Annotated in this window: 17 protein-coding genes and 1 pseudogene; 8 read left to right on the forward strand and 10 right to left on the reverse strand. The window is 53.6% G+C overall.

Annotated features, from left to right (window positions below; all coding sequences use genetic code 11):
• Nucleotides 1-2 precede the first annotated feature (2 nt).
• A complete protein-coding gene (gene coaE / locus F3J37_RS14680; RefSeq protein WP_166934055.1) occupies nt 3-611 on the reverse strand; it encodes a dephospho-CoA kinase in 609 nt (202 codons plus the stop codon).
• Nucleotides 612-830: 219 nt separating this feature from the next.
• Between coaE and F3J37_RS14685 the strand changes: the two are divergent.
• Nucleotides 831-1,870, forward strand: a pseudogene (locus F3J37_RS14685) (GMP reductase).
• Between the two features lie 138 nt (nt 1,871-2,008).
• On the opposite strand, the gene hofC reads toward F3J37_RS14685, so the two are convergent.
• The 4 genes from hofC to nadC form a co-directional block, all read right to left on the reverse strand.
• Complete coding sequence (gene hofC / locus F3J37_RS14690) at nt 2,009-3,208, reverse strand: protein transport protein HofC (RefSeq protein ID WP_166934057.1); 1,200 nt, start codon at nt 3,206-3,208, stop codon at nt 2,009-2,011.
• Nucleotides 3,201-4,589, reverse strand: a complete 1,389-nt coding sequence (gspE, locus tag F3J37_RS14695; RefSeq protein ID WP_166934059.1) for a type II secretion system protein GspE — start codon at nt 4,587-4,589, stop codon at nt 3,201-3,203. Before gspE ends, hofC begins: the two co-directional genes overlap by 8 nt.
• Complete coding sequence (gene ppdD / locus F3J37_RS14700; RefSeq protein WP_166934061.1) at nt 4,589-5,032, reverse strand: prepilin peptidase-dependent pilin; 444 nt, start codon at nt 5,030-5,032, stop codon at nt 4,589-4,591. The genes gspE and ppdD overlap by 1 nt, the downstream gene beginning before the upstream one ends.
• Before the next feature lie 178 nt (nt 5,033-5,210).
• A complete protein-coding gene (gene nadC, locus F3J37_RS14705; protein ID WP_166934063.1) occupies nt 5,211-6,107 on the reverse strand; it encodes a carboxylating nicotinate-nucleotide diphosphorylase in 897 nt (298 codons plus the stop codon).
• Nucleotides 6,108-6,288: 181 nt separating this feature from the next.
• On the opposite strand from nadC, the gene ampD reads away from it, so the two are divergent.
• Complete coding sequence (gene ampD, locus F3J37_RS14710; RefSeq protein WP_045816802.1) at nt 6,289-6,840, forward strand: 1,6-anhydro-N-acetylmuramyl-L-alanine amidase AmpD; 552 nt, start codon at nt 6,289-6,291, stop codon at nt 6,838-6,840.
• 16 nt (nt 6,841-6,856) lie between these two features.
• Entirely contained in the window at nt 6,857-7,711 is an 855-nt protein-coding gene (gene ampE / locus F3J37_RS14715) for a beta-lactamase regulator AmpE (RefSeq protein WP_166934065.1), read from the forward strand.
• On the opposite strand, the gene F3J37_RS14720 is transcribed toward ampE, so the two are convergent.
• The 3 genes from F3J37_RS14720 to aroP form a co-directional block, all read right to left on the reverse strand.
• Nucleotides 7,693-8,646, reverse strand: a complete 954-nt coding sequence (locus tag F3J37_RS14720) for a glycoside hydrolase family 43 protein (protein ID WP_160868751.1) — start codon at nt 8,644-8,646, stop codon at nt 7,693-7,695. The two genes, ampE and F3J37_RS14720, sit on opposite strands and share 19 nt — an antisense overlap.
• Nucleotides 8,643-10,049: a glycoside-pentoside-hexuronide (GPH):cation symporter gene (locus tag F3J37_RS14725; RefSeq protein WP_160868752.1), complete on the reverse strand. Its 1,407-nt coding sequence runs from the start codon at nt 10,047-10,049 to the stop codon at nt 8,643-8,645. The genes F3J37_RS14720 and F3J37_RS14725 overlap by 4 nt, the downstream gene beginning before the upstream one ends.
• A gap of 162 nt (nt 10,050-10,211) precedes the next feature.
• Complete coding sequence (aroP, locus tag F3J37_RS14730; protein ID WP_166934067.1) at nt 10,212-11,567, reverse strand: aromatic amino acid transporter AroP; 1,356 nt, start codon at nt 11,565-11,567, stop codon at nt 10,212-10,214.
• A 513-nt stretch (nt 11,568-12,080) separates the two neighbouring features.
• Between aroP and pdhR the strand changes: the two genes are divergently transcribed.
• From pdhR to lpdA, 4 genes are all read left to right on the forward strand, one after another.
• Entirely contained in the window at nt 12,081-12,845 is a 765-nt protein-coding gene (pdhR, locus tag F3J37_RS14735) for a pyruvate dehydrogenase complex transcriptional repressor PdhR (protein ID WP_034829622.1), read from the forward strand.
• Between the two features lie 128 nt (nt 12,846-12,973).
• Entirely contained in the window at nt 12,974-15,640 is a 2,667-nt protein-coding gene (gene aceE, locus F3J37_RS14740; RefSeq protein ID WP_034829620.1) for a pyruvate dehydrogenase (acetyl-transferring), homodimeric type, read from the forward strand.
• Nucleotides 15,641-15,654: 14 nt separating this feature from the next.
• A complete protein-coding gene (gene aceF, locus F3J37_RS14745) occupies nt 15,655-17,544 on the forward strand; it encodes a pyruvate dehydrogenase complex dihydrolipoyllysine-residue acetyltransferase (protein ID WP_160833534.1) in 1,890 nt (629 codons plus the stop codon).
• A 175-nt stretch (nt 17,545-17,719) separates the two neighbouring features.
• Complete coding sequence (lpdA, locus tag F3J37_RS14750; protein WP_038650261.1) at nt 17,720-19,144, forward strand: dihydrolipoyl dehydrogenase; 1,425 nt, start codon at nt 17,720-17,722, stop codon at nt 19,142-19,144.
• 145 nt (nt 19,145-19,289) lie between these two features.
• On the opposite strand, the gene F3J37_RS28500 is transcribed toward lpdA, so the two are convergent.
• Together F3J37_RS28500 and F3J37_RS14760 are read right to left on the reverse strand one after the other, a co-directional pair.
• Entirely contained in the window at nt 19,290-19,436 is a 147-nt protein-coding gene (locus F3J37_RS28500; protein WP_166934069.1) for a Hok/Gef family protein, read from the reverse strand.
• Nucleotides 19,437-19,716: 280 nt separating this feature from the next.
• The gene (locus F3J37_RS14760; protein ID WP_166934070.1) at nt 19,717-20,616 is read right to left on the reverse strand and encodes a LysR family transcriptional regulator; all 900 of its coding nucleotides are present in this window, start codon (nt 20,614-20,616) and stop codon (nt 19,717-19,719) included.
• Nucleotides 20,617-20,714: 98 nt separating this feature from the next.
• Between F3J37_RS14760 and F3J37_RS14765 the strand changes: the two genes are divergently transcribed.
• Nucleotides 20,715-21,710, forward strand: coding sequence for an aldo/keto reductase (locus F3J37_RS14765; protein ID WP_166934072.1), 996 nt, complete (start codon nt 20,715-20,717; stop codon nt 21,708-21,710).
• Nucleotides 21,711-21,873 lie beyond the last annotated feature (163 nt).

Here is a 21,873-nt window from a genome sequence, read left to right on the forward strand (position 1 = left end):
TGTTAATCCTGTCCGGTTGCTGCCAGGCGTAAATAACGCTGGTGAAGTTCAGCAACGCGCGGCAACGCCTGCTCGGGCGTACCACTGTTATCGATGATGTCATCCGCAGAGGCCAGACGCTGCTCGCGGCTGGCCTGTGCGGCAAGAATATTTTTTGCCTGGCTAAGTGTGATGCCATCACGCTGCTGAGTACGCCGCAACTGCGTAGCTTCATCCACATCAACCACCAGAACCCGGTCAGCCTGATGCTGTAACCCGTTTTCAACCAATAGCGGCACCACCCATAACACATAGGGTGACGTTGCCAATGATTTTAGCTGCTGTGTACGGGCATTAATAAGAGGATGAAGCAGCTGATTTAGCCAGTTTTTTTCTTTCGGCTGCTGAAAAATAATCTCGCGCAGCCGTGCCCGATACAACGCTCCTTCGGCGGTCAATATTGACTCACCATGGCGTTTAACGATCGCCTGCAGGGCGGGTGAACCAGGTTCAACCACTTCTCGCGCAATCACATCAGCATCAATAATATCAACGCCTAGCGCGGTGAAAGCGTTGGCAATGGTGCTTTTACCACTGCCAATTCCTCCGGTGAGCGCAACGGTAAAAGGCATAGCGTTCTCTCAAAATTGTCTTCATTGGGCGACCATCAGCCGCAATAAGATGAGAGCATGATCACAATCAATTTTCTCAGCTAAATTTAAGGGATTGTAGCTTAAATAAAGTGAAATTCGCAGTCTTGTCGCGGAACGAATGGCGCGTATGATAACGACACTGGAGCCGTGAGCGCTACCCGAACTGCGGTTCGTCGTCACTAACCAGGACACTCAGCTATGCGTATTGAAGAAGATTTAAAACTGGGCTTTAAAGATGTTTTGATCCGCCCCAAACGCTCCACCCTGAAAAGCCGTTCTGAGGTTGAACTCGAACGCACCTACACTTTCAAGCATTCAGGTCTGAACTGGACCGGCGTTCCGGTGATTGCCGCCAATATGGACACCGTGGGCACATTCACCATGGCCGAAGCACTGGCGGGCTTCAATGTCCTGACGGCAGTGCATAAACATTACAGCGTGGAAGCCTGGCAGGCATTTATCCAGCGCGTGCCGGCTGCAGTGCTTGGGCATGTGATGGTGTCATCCGGTACCTCCGAAGCCGATTTCGTTAAGCTCGCCGCTGTTCTCGCTTTATCGCCTCAGCTCAATTTCATCTGCATTGATGTTGCCAACGGTTACTCCGAGCACTTTGTTGAGTTCCTGCAGCGAGTGCGTGAAAGTTTCCCAGGCAAAACCATTTGCGCGGGAAATGTGGTCACCGGTGAAATGGTCGAGGAGTTGATCCTCTCTGGCGCGGATATCGTCAAAGTCGGCATTGGTCCCGGTTCGGTCTGCACTACACGTGTGAAAACCGGCGTTGGATACCCGCAGCTGTCTGCGGTGATTGAGTGTGCAGATGCGGCGCACGGTCTCGGCGGACAGATCGTCAGCGATGGCGGCTGTTCGGTGCCGGGGGATATCGCGAAAGCTTTCGGCGGCGGTGCAGATTTTGTCATGCTCGGCGGCATGCTGGCGGCGCACGATGAGTGCGAAGGAAACATCGTCGAAGAGCAGGGCGAGCAGTTTATGTTGTTCTATGGTATGAGCTCAGAATCCGCGATGAAACGCCATGTCGGCGGTGTTGCCCAGTATCGTGCTGCGGAAGGGAAACCGTTCGTCTGCCGCTGCGCGGCCCGGTGGAGGACACCGTGAAGGATATCCTCGGCGGCCTGCGTTCGGCCTGCACTTACGTAGGTGCAGCACGCCTTAAAGAACTGACAAAGCGCACCACGTTTATTCGTGTGGCGGAACAGGAAAATCGGGTATTCACGCGCTGATGGCTGATGGCTGATGGCTGATGGCTGATGGCTGATGGCTGATGGCTGATGGCTGAAAGTCGATTATCGGCGGTTGAAGGTTGAAGGTTGAAGGTTGAAGGTTGAAGGTTGAAGACAGGTGCGCACCGTGCGCATCTGTCAACGAATCGCATCCCCTAAGCCAAATACCGGCAGATACATGGCAATCACTAACGTCCCGACAATTCCACCGATCACGATCATCATCAAGGGTTCGAGCGAAGCCGCCAGTGCATCAGCCCGCATCAGCGTTTGTGCTTCATGCCACTCCGCTAATCGTGCCAGCATGACATCCAGCGCCCCCGCTTCCTCACCGACACGGATCAGTTGTGCACAGAGCGCGGTGAAAAGCAGATGATGCTGCATAGCCTGATGCAGTGGTAAGCCGCCAGCGATATGCCGCTGTAACGCGATAATCGCTTCACGCCACAGTGGCGATCCCAGCGTGACCTCAACGGCTTGCAGACTTTGTAATAACGTGAGTCCAGCCTGCTGCGTTAATTGCAGGATGGCGTAAATCTGGCTGAGCTGACCACCGCGCCAGAGTGTTGAAAGCAACGGCAGACGCAATAGCCAGCGATGAACACGTATTTGCCAGTGCACAGAACCACGGTAAACCCACCTTGCGCCGAACAATAAGCACATTATCGTTATCGCCAGGGGGAGCGCTGCCTGTTGTAAAAACGCTGACAGACTCATCACGGCGGCGGTGAAGGCGGGAAGGGGGGCATCAAAACTGGCATACACGGAGACAAATTCGGGCAGCACAAACAGCAACATGCCCGCACTCACCGCCAGCGCCACCAGCAAGATAAACAATGGATAGCGCAGAGCTTTAACCACTTTCTGTCTCAAGTGCTGTTGCTTGCTTTGCTGTAACGCCAGCTGGCGACAGCATTCATCAAGCTGACCGGTGAGTTCACCCACTTCCATTAATGCCGGAAACAGCGCGGGGAAGATCTGCGGCCAGGCGCGAAGTGCAGATGAAAATGCCTCTCCGGCCATTACCCGACGTTGCAATTCATTAAGCAGTTCGCGCCAGCCAGCATGGGGGTGCCCCTCAGCCAGCAACGTCAGACTCTCCGCCAGCGGCAATCCTGCCTTGAGCAAGGTCGCCAACTGGCGAACAAGGTCAATTTTGTGCTGCCACTTCCAGTCACGCGTGCGCCAGCATTGCCCACGCTGCCAGCTAACCGGCAGCATACCGCGATCTGAGAGTTGCTGCAGGAGCACTTCCTGACTGGCAACTAATGAGGTTCCTTGCCGTAACGCGCCCAGCGTGTCCAGCGCTTGCCAGCGATAATGGTAGAGATTAGCCATCCTCCAATCCCACAACCCGCTGAACTTCTTCAAAGGAGGTGTCACCGCGACTCACCGCCTCCAACCCGGCGGCGAGCAGGGTTTTCATCCCGCCTTCATTGGCCAGTGAGATGATGTGCTCCAGCGGCATATCGGCTGAAATCGCGTTTTGTAACTTGTTACTCATCGGCAGCACCTCAAACAACGCCAGGCGTCCGTAATAGCCCGAGAAGCAGTGGTCACAGCCTGGCGCGCGCCATGTTTGTAAGGTGCCAGGCCAAATGCTGTGTGGCAGATGTGCCAGGGCTTGTGCTGGCTGGCGGCAGTGCTCGCAGAGCCGTCGTACCAGACGCTGCGCGATGACTAACTGTAATGCCGGGCCGAGCAGGTAACCGGGAATATCCATCTGTCGCAGACGCGTGAGCGTTTCCGCCGTCGAATTGGTGTGCAATGTTGATAGCACCAGATGTCCGGTCTGCGCCGCTTTAACGGCAATGCTGGCCGTTTCGGCATCGCGGATTTCACCCACCATAATCACATCCGGATCCTGTCGCAGCAGAGCCCGCAGTACACGGTTAAAATCGAGCCCGCTACGCGGTTGGATTTGCGTCTGGTTAATGCCCTCTAATGGAATTTCAACGGGATCCTCTACACTGCAGACATTTTTATCCGGCACATTCAGAGCGCTTAATCCGCTGTAGAGAGTGAAGGTTTTACCGCTGCCGGTAGGCCCGGTAACCAGTATCAGTCCCTGAGGTTTAGCCAGCGCGTGCTTCAGTAACCGGAGTTGGGTAACCGGCATGCCGAGTTTATCCAGTGCGATCGCGCTGTTTTCACTTTGCAGCAGTCTCACCACGGCTTTCTCACCGTGACTAATGGGTAAAGTAGAAAGGCGAAATGCGGCCTGTTGATCGTCAAGGTTCAGTGTGAATTGCCCATCTTGTGGCAAGCGACGCTCGGCGATATCCAGCCCGCCGAGGATTTTCAGTCTGGCAAGCACCGCAGCCGTAGGTGCATCTGGCAAATGTGACAGTTTGTGCAAGACGCCATCAATACGTAATCGGACGCGTAACCCCTGCTGCTGAGGTTCAAAATGCACGTCAGAAGCACGGCGTTGGATCGCCTGGCGCAAAATCTGTTCAACGGCATTAATCGCTGTTTCGGTAGCGGCCGGTTCGTGCAACGTCGCCGAGTCAGCAGGGTTGTGCAGGAGTTGCTCCAGTCGTGCCGCTGGCCAGCACTCGACTTCCACTTTGCACTGACTGGCGAATTGCAGGGCTTCCAGCAGCAGCGGATCGGGCGTCTCGGCTACTGCGACGCGCAGTGATGTGGCGTCATGCTGAAGCATCACCGCCTGGTAACGTGCGCATAAGGTCTGGATCGGGGTATTGGGCTGTGCCATCAGTGAGTGTCCTTATCGGTGAAGCGGAACTGTTCAAGACAGCTGTCGCGCAGACTGGCATTGGTGCTGGTGCAACTGCGTTGCCAGTCCAGAGAGCCTTCCGTGGTGTTCCATATTGGTGTCATTTCCACACTCAACCCGGTAAGACTCTCCTGACCCGTCAAGGTGATGACGCCATTCACGACGGTTAGCGAGGCCACATAGCGTGAACCTTTGGCAGCAGGAATGCCGCCTGCACCCGCCTGGCATTGAGTTGGGCCGCCACGTTCAATTGCGCAGAGTTCCACGGCGGTTTTATAAGGCACCATGGTTTGCAGCATGTCAGTCAGCGCGGCGCGTTGTAGATAATTTTGGTAGCTGGGCAGGCCAATAGCACTAAGAATGGCCACAATGCCAATCACTATCATCAATTCGATGAGGGTAAAACCTTGTTGTCTATCCATTATTCAGCTCCTTGTTGTGGAGCGGCTAAGGTAGAAAACGGCGTCTGAAAGCGATAGTGAGACGGTTTAATGCTGGAAGGCAGGATGTAATGAATCGCCGCGTTTGCAGAAGAAGTATCAGTAAACAGGAAGATAACTCACAAACCGCCGCAGAGATGCGGCGGTAAGAGGAGAGAAATTAGTGTTCGCGAAAACGCATGGAGAGATCCATGGCGCGCACATGCTTGGTCAAAGCGCCCACCGAAACGAAGTCGACGCCCGTTTTAGCTATCTGCGGCAGTGTTGCTTCCGTGACGTTACCAGAGACTTCCAGCAGGGCACGTTTGTCGGTGAGAAGGACGGCTTCATGCATCATCTCGAAGCTAAAGTTATCTAGCATGATAATGTCGGCACCGGCATCAATCGCATCCTGCAGTTCCTGCATGCTCTCTACCTCTACTTCAACCGGTACATCGGGAGCCAGCCACAGCGCTTTCTCAACGGCTTTGCGTACCGAACCGCTGGCAATAATATGGTTTTCTTTGATCAGGAAGGCATCGGAAAGACCCAGCCGATGATTACTGCCGCCGCCACACAATACGGCATATTTCAGCGCTGTGCGTAGGCCAGGCAAGGTTTTGCGCGTATCCAGCAATTGCGTTTCGCTGCCGTCGAGCAAGTCGACATAACGACTCACTTCCGTGGCCACGCCGGAAAGGGTTTGGACGAAATTTAATGCAGTTCGTTCAGCGGTTAACAGCAGCCGGGCCGGACCTTTTAACTCGAATAGCAACTGGTCAGCTGCGACATTTTGACCCTCTTCAACATGCCAGACAATCGTGACTTTATTGCCAAGCTGGATAAACACTTCCTGCACCCAGCGTTTACCACAAAAAACACCGGCTTCACGCGTGATGATCTGTGCTTCGGCCTGTTTATCTTCCGGTAAGAGCAGGGCGGTGATGTCACGGTCAGCATCCACCTCACCACCCAAATCCTCCCGAAGTGCGCGCGCAACGGCTTCGGGGATGTCCTGCTCAATACGCTTAATCAGTTCCTGACGACGATGATCGGGATCGTAACGACGCGATGCCATGCTTATGCCACTCCATTAATCGGATTTAACTGCGCTCACCTTAGCCTGATTTATAGCCTATTGCCAGTCGTGATAGCCGAAATGTTTAGTATCCTTAACACTGTTCGCCATTCGCATTAAGTCACAAGCCGAAAAGGGGAAACATGTTATTCTCAGCCTGATTTAGCCTGGGATTTAGAACATGAAACTGGAAGATGGCTGGATTACCAGCGCGCGCAAAGTGCCCTCGCCGCACTTTAACCAAAGACCGGAAAATGAAATTCCCTCGTTGCTGATTATTCATAATATCAGTTTGCCGCCGGGTGAATTTGGTGGCCCGTGGATTGATCAACTGTTTACCGGGACCTTGCCGCCGGATGCTCACCCCTATTTTGCCGATATCGCGCAGCTGCGCGTGGCGGCGCACTGCCTGATTCGTCGTGATGGTGAGTTGGTGCAGTATGTTTCGTTTGATCAGCGTGCATGGCATGCCGGTGTGTCGCAATTTGCCGGGCGAGAAAACTGTAATGATTTCTCGATGGGCATTGAGCTGGAAGGCACGGATACGTTGCCGTATACCGACGCGCAGTATAAGACGTTAAAAAAGGTCACGGCCTTGTTGCTTAAGCACTATCCGCTGACGCTGGAACGCATCACCGGACACAGCGATATCGCGCCACAGCGCAAAACCGATCCAGGCCCCGCATTTGACTGGATACGCTATAAAGAGTCTATCAGGCAGGAGAATCCCTGAAACAGCAGGAGCAGGTATGACGTTGTTTAGCTTGTTATTAGTGTTAGGTTGGGAACGCCTGTTTAAATTGGGTGAGCATTGGCAACTGGATCATCGTCTGGAGCCGCTGTTTCGCGGACGCCAGCGATTTTCACTGCTGCGCACGTTGGTGATGACCCTCATCGCGATGCTGATCGTCTGGCTGTTGGTGTGGAGTCTGAAAGGCATTCTGTTTGGCGTGGCACAACTGGCATTCTGTATTGTGGTGGGCTTGCTGTGTATCGGCGCAGGTTCTGTGCGTCTGCACTATCATCGCTACCTGAAAGCCGCCAGCCACGATGATGAAGCGGCGCATCAGGCCATGGCAGCGGAACTGACACTGATTCATGGTGTACCCGTTGAGTGCAGTGAGCGTGAGTTTTTACGTGAGCTACAAAATGCGCTGATTTGGATTAACTTCCGCTTTTACCTCGCGCCACTGTTCTGGTTTGTGGTCGGTGGCCCTTACGGACCGGTGCTGCTGGTGGGTTATGCCTTCTTGCGTGCCTGGCAAAGTTGGCTGGCAAAACATCATTCTCCACTGGAGCGCGCGCAGTCAGGTGTAGACAGCATACTGCACGTGCTGGACTGGATCCCGGTGCGACTGGCAGGTGTGGCTTATGCGCTGTTAGGCCACGGAGAGCGGGCACTGCCTGCGTGGTTTGCCTCGCTAAGCGATCGGCATCGTTCGCAATATCAGGTGCTGACCAGTCTGGCCCAATTCTCGCTGGCGCGCGATCCGCATATGGATAAAGTGGAAACGCCACGGGTGGCCGTGGCGCTGGCGAAGCGGATATCGTTAGTGCTGGTGGTTGTGGTCGCGTTGCTGACCATTTACGGCACGCTGGTGTGATCGGCAGGCGGTACACCGAAATCCGGTGTGCCGTCTTCGCGCCATTCAATGTACTTCAGTCGTGTATGGCGATTCGGATCCCATAACGGGTCGCCTTCAATTTCCGTGTAATTCCGCGCGTGATACACCAGCACGTCCCTGCCGTTTTCGTCCCGCGTAAAGCTGTTATGCCCCGGCCCATACTGCTGATTTTCCCAGCTGGTGGTGAAGACTGGACGCGCAGATTTCTGCCAGGCAGTGCTGTCGAGCGGATCGGCCATCATGTCGATGCTGAGCATTCCCAGGCAGTAATTCTCATCAGTTGCGCTGGCGGAATAGGTGACAAACAGCCGATCGCCGTGATGAATAACTGCTGGGCCTTCATTGACGCTAAAGCCTGCGCACTCCCACTCATACTCCGGCCGGCTGAGCATCACCGGTGCGCTTTTCAGCGTCCAGGGATTAAGCAATTCCGCGAGATAGAGATTGGAATTACCCGGAATAGCGGGATCCTTCTGTGCCCACAGATACCAGTTTTTGCCCTGATGCACGAAATGCGTCGCATCAAGCGAGAAAGAGTCGATTGGGGTAAACACTCGGCGAACAGGTTGCCAGTGGCCGGAAAGCGGATCGCTGTCATCACACACCAGCGCATACATGCGATGCTGAAACAGGCCATCTTTGATGTCGCGCGTTGGGGCAGCAGCAAAGTAAATCACCCATTGTCCATTGATGTGATGCAGTTCCGGCGCCCAAATCAACGCACTGAATGGTCCGGTTTCGGGTTTACGCCACACCGTCACCGCTTCCGCCTCAATCAGGCCGTTCAGCGTGTCGGCGTGACGAATTTCGAGTCGGTCATACTCTGGCACCGATGCCACGAAGTAGTAGCCTTCGCCATGACGCAGGATAAATGGATCGGCGCGTTGGGTAATAAAGGGATTTGGCCAGCTCATTTGATCTCTCCAGGTTGCGGGGTGACAGTCAGGGAGGCAGGGGATAATTCACGTGCATTGGCACGGCGTAGCGCAAGATCATCTTGAATGATGCGCATGAGTTTGCGATCCACCTTCAGCAAGCGCACTACACCGGCGGTGATCAGATAGCCGACACCGGGAATCACGGTAAACAGCAGCATGATGCCGTTGATGGCGTTGGGAGCCTGCTGCTTTGCACCCGCGTCATAGCCATAAATAGACAGCAGGAAACCAACCATCGCACCGGCCACCGCCAGACCCACTTTGAGGAAGAACAGGTTACCGGAGAAGCTCATGCCGGTGATGCGTTTCCCCGTTTTCCATTCACCATAATCATCGACATCCGCCATCAGCGACCAATGCAGCGGTGACGGGATTTGATGCAGGATATTCAGCAGGAAGTAGGCGACGACAACCGCCACAGTCGCATGAGGATCAATCCAATAGAAACCGCATGAGAAGAGTGCCAGCGCGATATTGGTCCAGAAAAACACCTTCAGCTTGCACCAGCGGTCGGTGAGGATTTTTGCCAGCGTACTGCCGAACATCATGCCAATCACACCCAGGCTAATAAACAGCGTGGCAAAATGCGTGGATTGCCCCATTACCCAGGTAACGTAATACATGGTGGCGGCCATGCGGATAAAGCCAGGACAAACATTGCAGAAGGTGAGCAGGAGAATGCGCACCCATTGATCGTTCTTCCAGACGTCACGCAGATCTTTCTTCAAATCATCATTACTGGGCGCGGCTGGACGGATACGTTCGCGAACCGTGGCAAAACAGAACAGGAACATCGCCAGGCCAATCAGTGCCAGCACGCTCATCGCCATTTGGTATCCGCGTGCTTTGTTGTCACCGCCAAACCACTCGGCCATCGGCAGCAGAGAGAGCGACAGGATCAGTGTCGCCACGCCCACCATCACAAAGCGGTAAGATTGGCAGGAGACGCGTTCACCGGGATCGTTGGTGATCACACCGCCCAACGAGCAGTAAGGAATATTGATGGCGGTGTAGGTGAGCGACATCAGGAAGTAGGTGACAAAGGCCCAGATAACTTTGTTGTCATAGCTCCAGTCTGGCGTGGTGAACATCAGCACGCTGAACAGCACATAGGGGACGGAAACCCACAGTAGCCACGGGCGAAAACGCCCCCAGCGGCTTTGGGTACGATCGGCGATGGCGCCCATAATGGGATCGGTGACGGCATCCAGCACGCGAACAGAAAGTAGCAGTGTACCGACCAGCGCGGGTGCGAGGCCAAACACATCGGTGTAGAAATAGTTAAGGAAAAGCATGATCGCACCGCCGATCATATTACATCCGGCATCGCCCATGCCATATCCCAGTTTCTCTCTGAATGAGAGCGCTGCGCCTTTCATTGTTCGTCTCCCGCGAAAAGGTGAGACGAAATTATCAGCGTTAAATCAGTAACCTGCTGGGGAACAATTGGTCACGTAGATGGACAAAACAGGTGGGCGCAGAAAAGTGTGAGGCGGATCAGGAATGTTGCCCGGCGCTGACGCGCCGGGCAAGAGCATACATTAGGCTTTTTGCACTTTATTTTTGATGGTGTAACCCACTGCCAGGATAATGATCCAGACAGGAATCAGCCACACAGAAATCGCCATACCCGGCGTCATCGCCATGATGACCAGTACGGCCGCCATGAACGCGAGGCAGAGCCAGTTACCAAACGGATAGAGCACGGCTTTAAAGCGCGTGGTCACACCCTGCTGGTCTTTCTTCTTACGGAATTTCATGTGCGCGAGGCTGATCATCGCCCAGTTGATCACCAGCGCAGAGACCACCAGTGACATCAGCAGGCCAAAGGCTTCGCCCGGCATCAGGTAGTTGATCAGGACGCACAGCGCTGTGGCTACTGCAGAGACCAAAATGGTTGCCACTGGCACACCGCGTTTATCAACATTGAGCAGCGCTTTAGGTGCATTACCCTGCTGCGCTAAGCCGAACAGCATACGGCTGTTGCAATACACGCAACTGTTGTAGACCGACAGCGCCGCCGTCAGGATCACCACATTCAACGCGTTGGCGACGAAGGCATCACCCAATTCGTGGAAGATCAACACAAACGGGCTGGTCTCTTCGGTGACGCGCGTCCATGGCAGCAATGACAGTAACACTGCCAGTGAACCAATATAGAAAATCAGGATACGCCACAGTACCTGGTTAGTGGCTTTCGGGATGCTTTCTTGCGGATTGTCAGCCTCAGCCGCCGTGATACCCACCAGCTCAAGACCACCAAACGAGAACATAATGATCGCCATCATCATCACCAGGCCGGTCATACCGTGTGGCAGGAATCCACCCTGGCTCCACAGGTTAGTGACGCTGGCCTGCGGACCGGCGTTGCCGCTGAACAGCAGCCAGCCGCCGAACAGGATCATGCCGATAACCGCGACGACTTTGATGATCGCGAACCAGAATTCCATTTCCCCAAACACTTTTACGTTGGTCAGGTTAATGGCGTTGATGAAGACGAAGAAGATCGCCGCACTAGCCCAGGTCGGGAATTCGGGATACCAGAATTGGATGTATTTACCGACGGCACTCAGTTCAGCCATGGCAACCAGGACATACAGCACCCAGTAGTTCCAGCCAGAGGCGAAACCGGCAAAGTTGCCCCAGTACTTATAGGCGAAGTGGCTGAAGCTGCCGGCAACCGGCTCTTCCACGACCATTTCACCTAACTGGCGCATAATCAGAAAGGCAATAAATCCTGCAATCGCATAACCGAGAATCACGGCCGGACCGGCCGATTTAATCACTGATGCGCTACCCAGAAACAGGCCAGTACCCACGGCACCGCCCAGCGCAATCAGCTGAATATGGCGATTTTTCAGGCCGCGGTGCAGCGATTCGCCATGCTGTTGTTCCATACAAACCTCGTGATGTTGTTATTGTGCACCTGCAGTGCGCGCACTGTAAGGCTGTTTTACGCAATGTATTCTTTTCTTTACGGTATTTGGCGTGCTGTGTGCATGCTGAAACTACCATGGCGACCAGAATAGTGATAAGCGCGCCGCTTTGCACCTGCTTTTGCTTTTTGTGCTGAGAGATGGCTGAAAAAGCAGCACTATCCACTGGGTGTCGCTCGCGTTATTTCTGACATGAAAAATCAATAAACACGAATAGCTTTCCCTTATGGTTGCCTGTAAGGCTTAGGGCTAACTCAGTGTAAGGTTTGGTAAAAGTGAAATCTGTTAACAATTCACTTACGGAGCAAATATATGCCTTTATCACGGTAAGTTAGCGCTCTGTAACAGCGATATACCCCGGAAGTGTGATGCCTGCCATATAGACACAAGGTGAATACTTTGTTACTTTACGGGCACCATTTTTCAATTGGTATTACCAATTTACTCCGGACGTTTTCACAATAAGAAGGGAAGATGGCTTACAGTAAAATTCGCCAACCCAAGCTCTCCGATGCGATCGAGCAACAGTTGGAGTCTCTCATTATGGAAGGGACGCTCCAGCCAGGTGAAAAGCTTCTCCCCGAGCGCGAACTGGCGAAACAGTTTGATGTCTCACGTCCATCCCTGCGCGAAGCGATTCAGAGCCTGGAAGCCAAAGGCCTGCTGCTGCGCCGTCAGGGCGGTGGTACCTTCGTGCAAACAAATCTCTGGCAAAGCATGAGCGATCCCTTAGTCAGCCTGCTTGCCGAACATCCAGAATCCCAGTTTGACCTGCTGGAAACCCGTCACGCGCTGGAAGGTGTTGCTGCCTATTATGCGGCGCTACGTGGCACGGATGAAGACTTGCAGCGTATTCGCGACTGCCATGTTCACATCCAACAGGCGCAGGACAGCGGCGATCTGGATGCTGAAGCAGATGCAGTGATGAAGTATCAGATCGCTGTCACAGAAGCCGCCCATAATGTGGTGCTTTTACATTTGCTGCGTTCCATGGGCCCTATGCTGGAACAAAACGTCCGTCAGAATTTCGAATTGCTTTACGCTCGCCGGGAAATGCTGGCGAAAGTGAGCGGTCACCGCGCCAGTATCTTTGAGGCGATTGTGGCTCGTGAGCCAGAACAAGCACGCGAGGCATCCCATCGTCACCTGGCGTTTATTGAGGAAATCTTGCTGGATAGAAGTCGGGAGCAGAGCCGTCGTGAACGCTCCCTGCGTCGTTTACAGCAACGTAAGGAATAACGCACGGCAACGAACGTGCGGACATAAACGACGGGCCTGTCTTACTTGTGCTGTGAACCAGAAGCAAAGCACAAGCAGACAGGCTCCTGATAATTCAACGTATTAGACACAGATAAGGAACACACCCCATGTCAGAACGTTTACAGAATGACGTGGATCCGATCGAAACTCGTGACTGGCTACAGGCGATCGAATCGGTCATCCGTGAAGAAGGTGTTGAGCGCGCGCAGTATCTGCTTGATCAGGTATTGAACGCAGCACGCAAAGGTGGCGTGAAAGTGGCTGGCGGTGCGTCGGCTATCAGTAACTACATCAACTCTATTGCTGTTGAAGATGAACCGGACTATCCGGGCAACACCTCTCTTGAACGTCGTATCCGTTCCGCAATTCGCTGGAACGCCATTATGTCGGTCCTGCGTGCATCGAAGAAAGATCTGGAGCTGGGTGGTCACCTCTCATCTTTCCAGTCTTCTGCCACCATTTATGAAGTGTGCTTCAACCACTTCTTCCGTGCGCGCAGTGATAAAGACGGCGGCGATCTGGTTTACTTCCAGGGTCATATTTCTCCAGGCATCTACTCACGTGCTTTCCTTGAAGGCCGTCTGACCGAAGAGCAGATGAACAACTTCCGTCAGGAAGTGCACGGTAAAGGTCTGTCTTCTTACCCGCACCCGAAACTGATGCCTGACTTCTGGCAGTTCCCAACCGTTTCAATGGGCCTGGGTCCATTGAACGCGATCTATCAGGCGAAGTTCCTGAAATATCTGGAACACCGTGGCCTGAAAGACACGTCTAACCAGACCGTTTACGCCTTCCTCGGTGATGGCGAGATGGATGAGCCAGAATCTAAAGGTGCGATCACCATCGCCACCCGTGAGAAGCTGGACAACCTGGTGTTCATCATTAACTGTAACCTGCAGCGCCTCGATGGCCCGGTTACCGGTAATGGCAAAATCATCAACGAGCTGGAAGGCATCTTTGCCGGTGCTGGCTGGAACGTGATTAAAGTGATCTGGGGCGCACGTTGGGATGAACTGCTGAAGCAGGACACCAGCGGCAAACTGATCCAGCTGATGAACGAAACCGTTGATGGTGACTACCAGACCTTCAAATCCCGTGATGGCGCCTACGTGCGTGAGCACTTCTTCGGTAAATACCCGGAGACCGCTGCACTGGTGAAAGACTGGTCAGACGAAGAGATCTTCGCCCTGAACCGTGGTGGCCACGATCCGAAGAAAATCTACGCGGCACTGAAAAAAGCGCAGGACACCAAAGGTCAGCCGACCCTGATCCTGGCACATACCATCAAAGGTTATGGTATGGGTGACACAGCGGAAGGTAAAAACATCGCGCACCAGGTGAAGAAGATGAACATGGATGGCGTTCGCTACATCCGTGATCGCTTCAACGTGCCAGTGGCTGACGATCAGATCGAAAGCCTGCCGTACGTGACCTTCGAGAAAGGTTCTGACGAGTATAACTACCTGCACGGTCAGCGTGAGAAGCTGGGTGGCTACCTGCCAACCCGTCAGGCAGAGTTCAGCGAGAAGCTGGAGATGCCAACGCTGGAAGAGTTCAAACCGTTGCTGGAAGAGCAGAACAAAGAGATCTCGACCACCATTGCGTTTGTACGTGCCCTTAACGTGATGCTGAAGAACAAGTCGATCAAAGATCGTCTGGTGCCAATCCTTGCGGATGAAGCGCGTACCTTCGGTATGGAAGGTCTGTTCCGTCAGATCGGTATTTACAGCCCGAACGGCCAGCAGTACACCCCGCAGGACCGTGAGCAGGTTGCTTACTATAAAGAAGACGAGAAAGGCCAGATTCTGCAGGAAGGGATCAACGAGCTGGGCGCAGGTTCATCCTGGCTGGCGGCGGCGACCTCTTACAGCACCAACAACCTGCCGATGATTCCGTTCTACATCTATTACTCGATGTTCGGTTTCCAGCGTATCGGCGATCTGATGTGGCTGGCGGGCGACCAACAGGCGCGCGGCTTCCTGGTCGGCGGTACCTCAGGTCGTACGACGCTGAACGGTGAAGGTCTGCAGCATGAAGATGGTCACAGCCACATTCAGTCGCTGACTATCCCGAACTGTATCTCTTACGATCCGTCTTACGCGTACGAAGTGGCGGTCATCATGCAAGATGGCCTGGTACGTATGTACGGCGAAGCGCAGGAAAACATCTACTACTACATCACCACGCTGAACGAAAACTACCACATGCCTGCGATGCCGCAGGGTGCGGAAGAGGGTATCCGTAAGGGTATCTACAAGCTGGAAACCGTAGACGGTAGCAAAGGCAAAGTGCAGTTGCTGGGTTCAGGTTCTATCCTGCGTCACGTGCGTGAAGCGGCACAGATCCTGGCGAAAGACTATGGCATCGGTTCTGATGTTTACAGCGTCACCTCGTTCACCGAACTGGCTCGTGATGGCCAGGATTGTGAGCGCTGGAACATGCTGCATCCAACCGAAGCCCCACGCGTCCCGTACATCGCTCAGGTGATGAATGAAGCGCCAGCTGTTGCCTCAACCGACTACATGAAGCTGTTCGCAGAACAGGTTCGCAGCTACGTTCCTTCAAGCGATTATCGCGTACTGGGTACCGATGGCTTCGGTCGTTCAGACAGCCGTGAAAACCTGCGTCACCACTTCGAAGTGGATGCATCGTATGTTGTGGTTGCAGCGCTGGGTGAGCTGGCTAAACGCGGCGAAATCGATAAGAAAGTGGTGGCAGAAGCGATCACCAAATTCAGCATCGATGCCGATAAAGTTAACCCGCGTCTGGCTTAAGAGGTAAGAGAGTAATGGCTATCGAAATTAACGTACCGGATATCGGGTCAGACGAAGTTGAAGTCACCGAAATCCTGGTGAAGGTGGGCGACAAAGTTGAAGCTGAACAGTCGCTGATCACCGTGGAAGGCGATAAAGCCTCGATGGAAGTGCCTTCGCCACAGGCTGGCGTAGTGAAAGAGATTAAAATCTCTACCGGTGACAAAGTGAATACCGGTTCGTTGATCATGATCTTTGAAGCCGAAGGCGCAGCGGCTGCTGCACCAGCGGCAGAAGAGAAAAAAGCGGAAGCGGCTCCTGCTCCGGCGGCTGCGGCCGTCAGCAAAGAGGTCAACGTGCCAGACATCGGCGGTGATGAAGTTGAAGTCACTGAGATTCTGGTGAAAGTGGGCGATAAAGTTGAAGCTGAACAATCTCTGCTTACTGTTGAAGGCGACAAAGCTTCAATGGAAGTGCCAGCACCGTTCGCGGGCGTGGTGAAAGAGATCAAAATCGCCACCGGCGATAAAGTGAATACTGGCTCGCTGATCATGATCTTCGAAGCAGAAGGTGCTGCACCGGCTGCGGCCCCAGCGGCGAAGCAGGAAGCGGCTCCGGCTGCAGCCCCTGCTGCTGCGGGTGGCGCGAAAGACGTCAACGTGCCAGACATCGGCGGCGATGAAGTTGAAGTCACCGAAGTGCTGGTCAAAGTGGGCGACAAAGTCACCGCTGAGCAGTCACTGATTGTGGTTGAAGGCGACAAAGCGTCAATGGAAGTGCCTGCGCCATTCGCCGGTACGGTGAAAGAGCTGAAAGTCTCTACCGGCGATAAAGTCAGCACCGGTTCACTGATCATGGTGTTCGAAGTAGAAGGCGCTGCGCCTGCTGCTGCGGCACCTGCGGCGAAACAGGAAGCGGCTCCGGCTCCAGCGGCAGCGAAACCTGCTGCAGCGCCAGCAGCAAAAGCTGATGCGAAAGGTGAGTTTGCTGAAAACGACGCTTACGTCCACGCTACCCCGGTGATTCGTCGCCTGGCGCGCGAGTTCGGTGTCAATCTGGCGAAAGTCAAAGGCACCGGCCGTAAAGGTCGCATCCTGAAAGAAGACGTACAGTCTTACGTGAAAGATGCAGTGAAACGCGCAGAAGCAGCGCCGGCTGCTGCAGCGAGTGGCGGAAGCCTGCCGGGTCTGCTGCCTTGGCCGAAAGTGGACTTCAGCAAGTTCGGTGAAGTGGAAGAAGTGGAACTGGGCCGTATCCAGAAAATCTCGGGTGCGAACCTGAGCCGTAACTGGGTAGTTATCCCGCACGTTACGCACTTCGACAAGACTGATATCACCGATCTGGAAGCATTCCGTAAACAGCAGAACGCCGAAGCGGAAAAACGTAAGCTGGATGTGAAGTTCACCCCTGTGGTGTTCATCATGAAAGCCGTTGCCGCTGCGCTGGAGCAGATGCCGCGTTTCAACAGTTCACTGTCTGAAGATGCACAACGCCTGACGCTGAAGAAATACATCAACATCGGTGTGGCGGTTGATACGCCAAACGGTCTGGTGGTTCCAGTGTTCAAAGATGTGAACAAGAAAGGCATCACTGAACTGTCGCGTGAGCTGATGGCGATTTCTAAGAAAGCGCGTGATGGCAAGCTGACCGCTGGCGATATGCAGGGCGGTTGTTTCACCATCTCCAGCCTTGGTGGCCTGGGCACCACGCACTTCGCACCTATCGTGAATGCGCCAGAAGTGGCGATCCTCGGTGTGTCTAAGTCTGCGATGGAACCGGTGTGGAACGGTAAAGAGTTTGAACCGCGTCTGATGATGCCAATCTCTCTCTCCTTCGACCACCGCGTGATCGACGGTGCTGATGGTGCGCGCTTTATCACCATCATCAACAACACACTGTCCGACATTCGCCGTCTGGTGATGTGAAGTTAACCAAGGCCGGCGAATGCCGGCCTTGTTGTAAGCATTCGGAGTTGCCGCGGTTGGCAGTTTATTAACAATTCTGTAAACTCTTGCGGTGAAATGTCCCGGTGGATTTAGGGCATGCAGAGCCTGGGATAGGCTCTACGTCTGGCCGCCGGCAATCTAATAAGAGGTCATGATGAGTACAGAGATTAAAACTCAAGTCGTGGTACTTGGGGCAGGTCCTGCAGGTTACTCTGCAGCCTTCCGTTGCGCTGATTTAGGTCTGGAAACCGTAATCGTTGAGCGTTACAGCACCCTCGGTGGTGTTTGTCTGAACGTAGGCTGTATCCCGTCAAAAGCGCTGCTTCATGTTGCGAAAGTGATCGAAGAAGCCAAAGCACTGGAAGAGCACGGTATCGTGTTTGGCCAGCCGCAAACTGACATCAACAAGATTCGTACCTGGAAAGAAAAAGTTATCACCCAACTGACTGGCGGTCTGGCCGGCATGGCGAAAGGCCGTAAAGTGAAAGTGGTAACCGGTCTGGGTAAATTCACCGGTGCTAACACCCTGGTGGTGGAAGGTGAGGGTGGCGCAACCACCATCAACTTCGATAACGCGATCATCGCTGCGGGCTCACGCCCAATCGAACTGCCATTCATTCCACACAACGATCCACGCGTGTGGGATTCAACCGATGCGCTGGAACTGAAAGAAGTGCCTAAGCGTCTGCTGGTTATGGGCGGCGGCATTATCGGCCTGGAAATGGCCACCGTGTATAACGCGCTGGGTTCAGAGATCGACGTGGTTGAGATGTTCGACCAGGTTATCCCTGCTGCCGATAAAGACGTGGTGAAGGTCTTCACCAAACGTATCAGCAAGAAATTCAACCTGATGCTGGAAACCAAAGTTACCGCTGTTGAAGCGAAAGACGATGGTATCTATGTATCGATGGAAGGCAAAAAAGCTCCGGCTGAAGCGCAGCGTTATGACGCAGTGCTGGTGGCGATTGGCCGTGTGCCAAACGGTAAAGGCCTGGATGCGGGTAAAGCGGGCGTGGAAGTGGACGATCGTGGTTTCATCCGCGTCGACAAGCAGCTGCGTACCAACGTGCCACACATCTTTGCTATCGGCGACATCGTCGGTCAGCCAATGCTGGCGCACAAAGGCGTGCACGAAGGCCACGTCGCGGCAGAAGTGATTTCTGGTCTGAAACACTACTTCGACCCGAAAGTGATCCCTTCAATCGCCTATACCGAGCCAGAAGTTGCCTGGGTAGGTCTGACCGAAAAAGAAGCGAAAGAGAAGGGCATCAGCTACGAAGTCTCCACCTTCCCGTGGGCTGCTTCTGGCCGTGCAATCGCTTCTGACTGTGCAGACGGTATGACCAAACTGATCTTCGACAAAGAAACTCACCGTGTGATCGGTGGCGCGATTGTCGGCACCAACGGCGGCGAGCTGCTGGGTGAAATCGGTCTGGCGATCGAAATGGGCTGTGATGCAGAAGACATCGCACTGACCATTCACGCGCACCCAACCTTGCATGAGTCAGTTGGTCTGGCGGCAGAAGTGTTTGAAGGTAGCATCACTGACCTGCCAAACCCGAAAGCGAAAAAGAAATAATTTTTCGTGCTAAATAAAGAAACGGCTCCTTAGTGGAGCCGTTTTTTATTACGGGTTCTATTTAATTGAATCGATAAATAAGGCGCTGGAGCTAACGCATAAGCCCTGCCGGAAATAGCAGGGGCGAACCCCTGCTATTGAAGCGTTACTGCCTGACTTCGTAAGCCATTACCGCAGATAATTCAGCAGTGAATACCTTGAATCGTAATTCACAGAGTGTATTGCGATTCACCAGGCACAATACAAATAGCATGAGCCCGCCGATAATCAGCTTGCTGAATGATAACTTCATAATCACTTACTCCTTGCATTAGCAGGAGCAAGCAACTACCCTAACATTGCTTAGGTGTTTTGGGTAGTTGCCTGCTCGTGCGGTTGATGAAAATTGACCGCATGAGTTTCTCACTCCACAATCCACCTCAATTGATATTGCTTGAGGCAGATTGCCTCAAGCGCCCGCAGGCAGTCTACGCGTTTTATTTCTTATTTCACGTCTAATTTAGCTTTGATTTTAATTAAATTCCCCAGTTTTATCGTTAGTCTTTAATTAAAGGTGTTAAGTGTTCGTGTCATTAATTATTGATATCTTTAATCCAATCAATAAAATGCCTGAGCGGTGCGGAAAGATATTTCCTGCTGGGGTAATAGAGCCAGAATCCTTCTTCAATCTGCGTATACTCAGTAAGTATTTCAACTAATTCCCCTTTAGCCAAAGCAGCGTTGACCGCGTCCTGATGTAAAAAGGCGATACCTAATCCGGCACATGCCGCTTGCAGAATGCGCTCATTATTATCCAGCACCAGTGAGCCTTTTACCGCCACTTCCTGCTTGCGCCCGTCTTGCCAAAATTCCCAACGATAGCGACGTCCGCTCGGAAAGCGCCGCTCAATACAGGGAAACTGCAACAACTCTGCCGGGAACTGCGGAACGCCATGTTGAGCAAGAAAAGCCGGGCTGGCCACCGCCAGTGCGCGCATCGGCTTGCCAAAGGGCACCGCGATCATATCCTGCGCCAGTACATCGCCATAGCGCACGCCCGCATCAAAGCCGCTTTCTACGATATCTACCAACGCGTCATTGCTGTCGATCTCCAGCGTAATCTCCGGGAAGCGTTGCACAAACGGCAATATCAGGGACTGAAAAAACAGCGCCTCCGCCGAACGCGGCATGCTTATGCGCAACATGCCACGCGGATCGCGACGCCAGTCATTCAGTTCATCCACCGCCTGTGAAAGATCGGCCAGCGCAGGCTGGATACGCAGCAAGAATCGCTCGCCGGCTTCGGTCAACGCCACTTTCCGCGTGGTGCGGTGCAGCAGACGCACTCCCAGTCGCTCCTCAAAATTGCGCATGGCGTGGCTCAGGCTGGAGGGTGTGACATTCCGCTCCTCGGCGGCTTTGCGAAAACTCAGATGCTGCGCGATAGCGGCAAACATCTCCAGTTCCTGCATTGATGCACGGTAGTTGTTCATTGCTGAATTCCATTCACTAAATCAACGAAAATCGCGCAATTGTTGCTGCGATTGCTGAGGTTTATAACATTAACACCGTAAGCGAAGAGGATAAATCAATGCAACAGCGTCAATTAGGCAGTCAGGGATTACATGTTTCAGCGTTAGGATTGGGCTGCATGGGCATGAACTTTGCCTATGGTCAGAATGATGAAAAGCAAGCGTTGAATACGCTGGCGCGTGCATTTGAACTCGGCGTCAATTTCCTCGATACCGCTGAAGTGTATGGTCCTTTCACCAATGAGATGTTACTGGCGAAAGCGATCAAAGGCCGTAGCGATATCAAAGTGGCGACCAAGTTTGGTTTCCGCATTACCGATCATGGGGAGGGCTGGGAGCGCATTACCGGTGCCAATAGCGAACCGGCGCATATCCGCCGCGCCGTGGAAGGCTCACTTCAGCGCCTGGGTGTCGAAGCCATTGAATTGCTGTATCAGCATCGTCTCGATCCAGCCGTGCCGATTGAGGATGTGGTAGGCGTGATGGCGGATCTGGTGCGTGAAGGGAAGGTGAAGTATCTCGGTTTATCCGAAGTCTCATCCGCCACGTTACGCCGCGCGCAGGCGGTGCATCCGATTTCGGCCCTGCAGAGCGAATACTCTCTGTGGACGCGCGATCCGGAGCAAGAAATTCTCGCCACCTGCCGTGAGCTGAATATCGGATTTGTCCCTTACAGTCCGTTAGGCCGCGGCTTCCTCACCGGTAAATTCCCGGCGGCGACCACGCTGGCGGAAGATGATTTTCGTCGCTACCTGCCGCGTTTCCAACAGGACGCACAGGCGCATAACCAGAAGTTAGTGAATCAGCTTTCAGAGATGGCTGCAGGTTATGATGCGACAGCAGCACAACTGGCGCTGGCGTGGGTGCTGGCGAAAGGTGAGGATATCGTGCCGATCCCTGGTGCCAGTAAAATCGCCAATCTGGAACAGAACTGTGCTGCGGCCGCTCTCACACTTCATTCAGCCGATATCAAGGCCCTGGATACGCTATTCAATCCACAAAATATTCAGGGTGAGCGCTACAACGAAAGCGAATTCACCCTGGTAGATCGCTAATTTTTAGCCCTTCAATCACAAAATGGCAGGCTCAGGTGGCCTGCTTTTTTGTGTGACCCCGCTCAACATCCAGATAAATCTGCTAAATAACGCGCGGATGTTGCTTTTTTGTAAACAGATTAACAATCAGCCGAAATGCTGCTATGCTGGCCGACGCGGAACC

Origin of the sequence: Candidatus Pantoea communis, assembly GCF_011752685.1 — a bacterium.
Taxonomy (GTDB): domain Bacteria; phylum Pseudomonadota; class Gammaproteobacteria; order Enterobacterales; family Enterobacteriaceae; genus Pantoea; species Pantoea communis.

Bases quoted from the DNA above. Each gene is read 5' to 3' on its own strand.
- coaE (WP_166934055.1), bottom strand. From the start codon at position 611: ATGCCTTTTACCGTTGCGCTCACCGGAGGAATTGGCAGTGGTAAAAGC.
- hofC (WP_166934057.1), bottom strand. From the start codon at position 3,208: ATGGCTAATCTCTACCATTATCGCTGGCAAGCGCTGGACACGCTGGGC.
- gspE (WP_166934059.1), bottom strand. From the start codon at position 4,589: ATGGCACAGCCCAATACCCCGATCCAGACCTTATGCGCACGTTACCAG.
- ppdD (WP_166934061.1), bottom strand. From the start codon at position 5,032: ATGGATAGACAACAAGGTTTTACCCTCATCGAATTGATGATAGTGATT.
- nadC (WP_166934063.1), bottom strand. From the start codon at position 6,107: ATGGCATCGCGTCGTTACGATCCCGATCATCGTCGTCAGGAACTGATT.
- ampD (WP_045816802.1), top strand. From the start codon at position 6,289: ATGAAACTGGAAGATGGCTGGATTACCAGCGCGCGCAAAGTGCCCTCG.
- ampE (WP_166934065.1), top strand. From the start codon at position 6,857: ATGACGTTGTTTAGCTTGTTATTAGTGTTAGGTTGGGAACGCCTGTTT.
- F3J37_RS14720 (WP_160868751.1), bottom strand. From the start codon at position 8,646: ATGAGCTGGCCAAATCCCTTTATTACCCAACGCGCCGATCCATTTATC.
- F3J37_RS14725 (WP_160868752.1), bottom strand. From the start codon at position 10,049: ATGAAAGGCGCAGCGCTCTCATTCAGAGAGAAACTGGGATATGGCATG.
- aroP (WP_166934067.1), bottom strand. From the start codon at position 11,567: ATGGAACAACAGCATGGCGAATCGCTGCACCGCGGCCTGAAAAATCGC.
- pdhR (WP_034829622.1), top strand. From the start codon at position 12,081: ATGGCTTACAGTAAAATTCGCCAACCCAAGCTCTCCGATGCGATCGAG.
- aceE (WP_034829620.1), top strand. From the start codon at position 12,974: ATGTCAGAACGTTTACAGAATGACGTGGATCCGATCGAAACTCGTGAC.
- aceF (WP_160833534.1), top strand. From the start codon at position 15,655: ATGGCTATCGAAATTAACGTACCGGATATCGGGTCAGACGAAGTTGAA.
- lpdA (WP_038650261.1), top strand. From the start codon at position 17,720: ATGAGTACAGAGATTAAAACTCAAGTCGTGGTACTTGGGGCAGGTCCT.
- F3J37_RS28500 (WP_166934069.1), bottom strand. From the start codon at position 19,436: ATGAAGTTATCATTCAGCAAGCTGATTATCGGCGGGCTCATGCTATTT.
- F3J37_RS14760 (WP_166934070.1), bottom strand. From the start codon at position 20,616: ATGAACAACTACCGTGCATCAATGCAGGAACTGGAGATGTTTGCCGCT.
- F3J37_RS14765 (WP_166934072.1), top strand. From the start codon at position 20,715: ATGCAACAGCGTCAATTAGGCAGTCAGGGATTACATGTTTCAGCGTTA.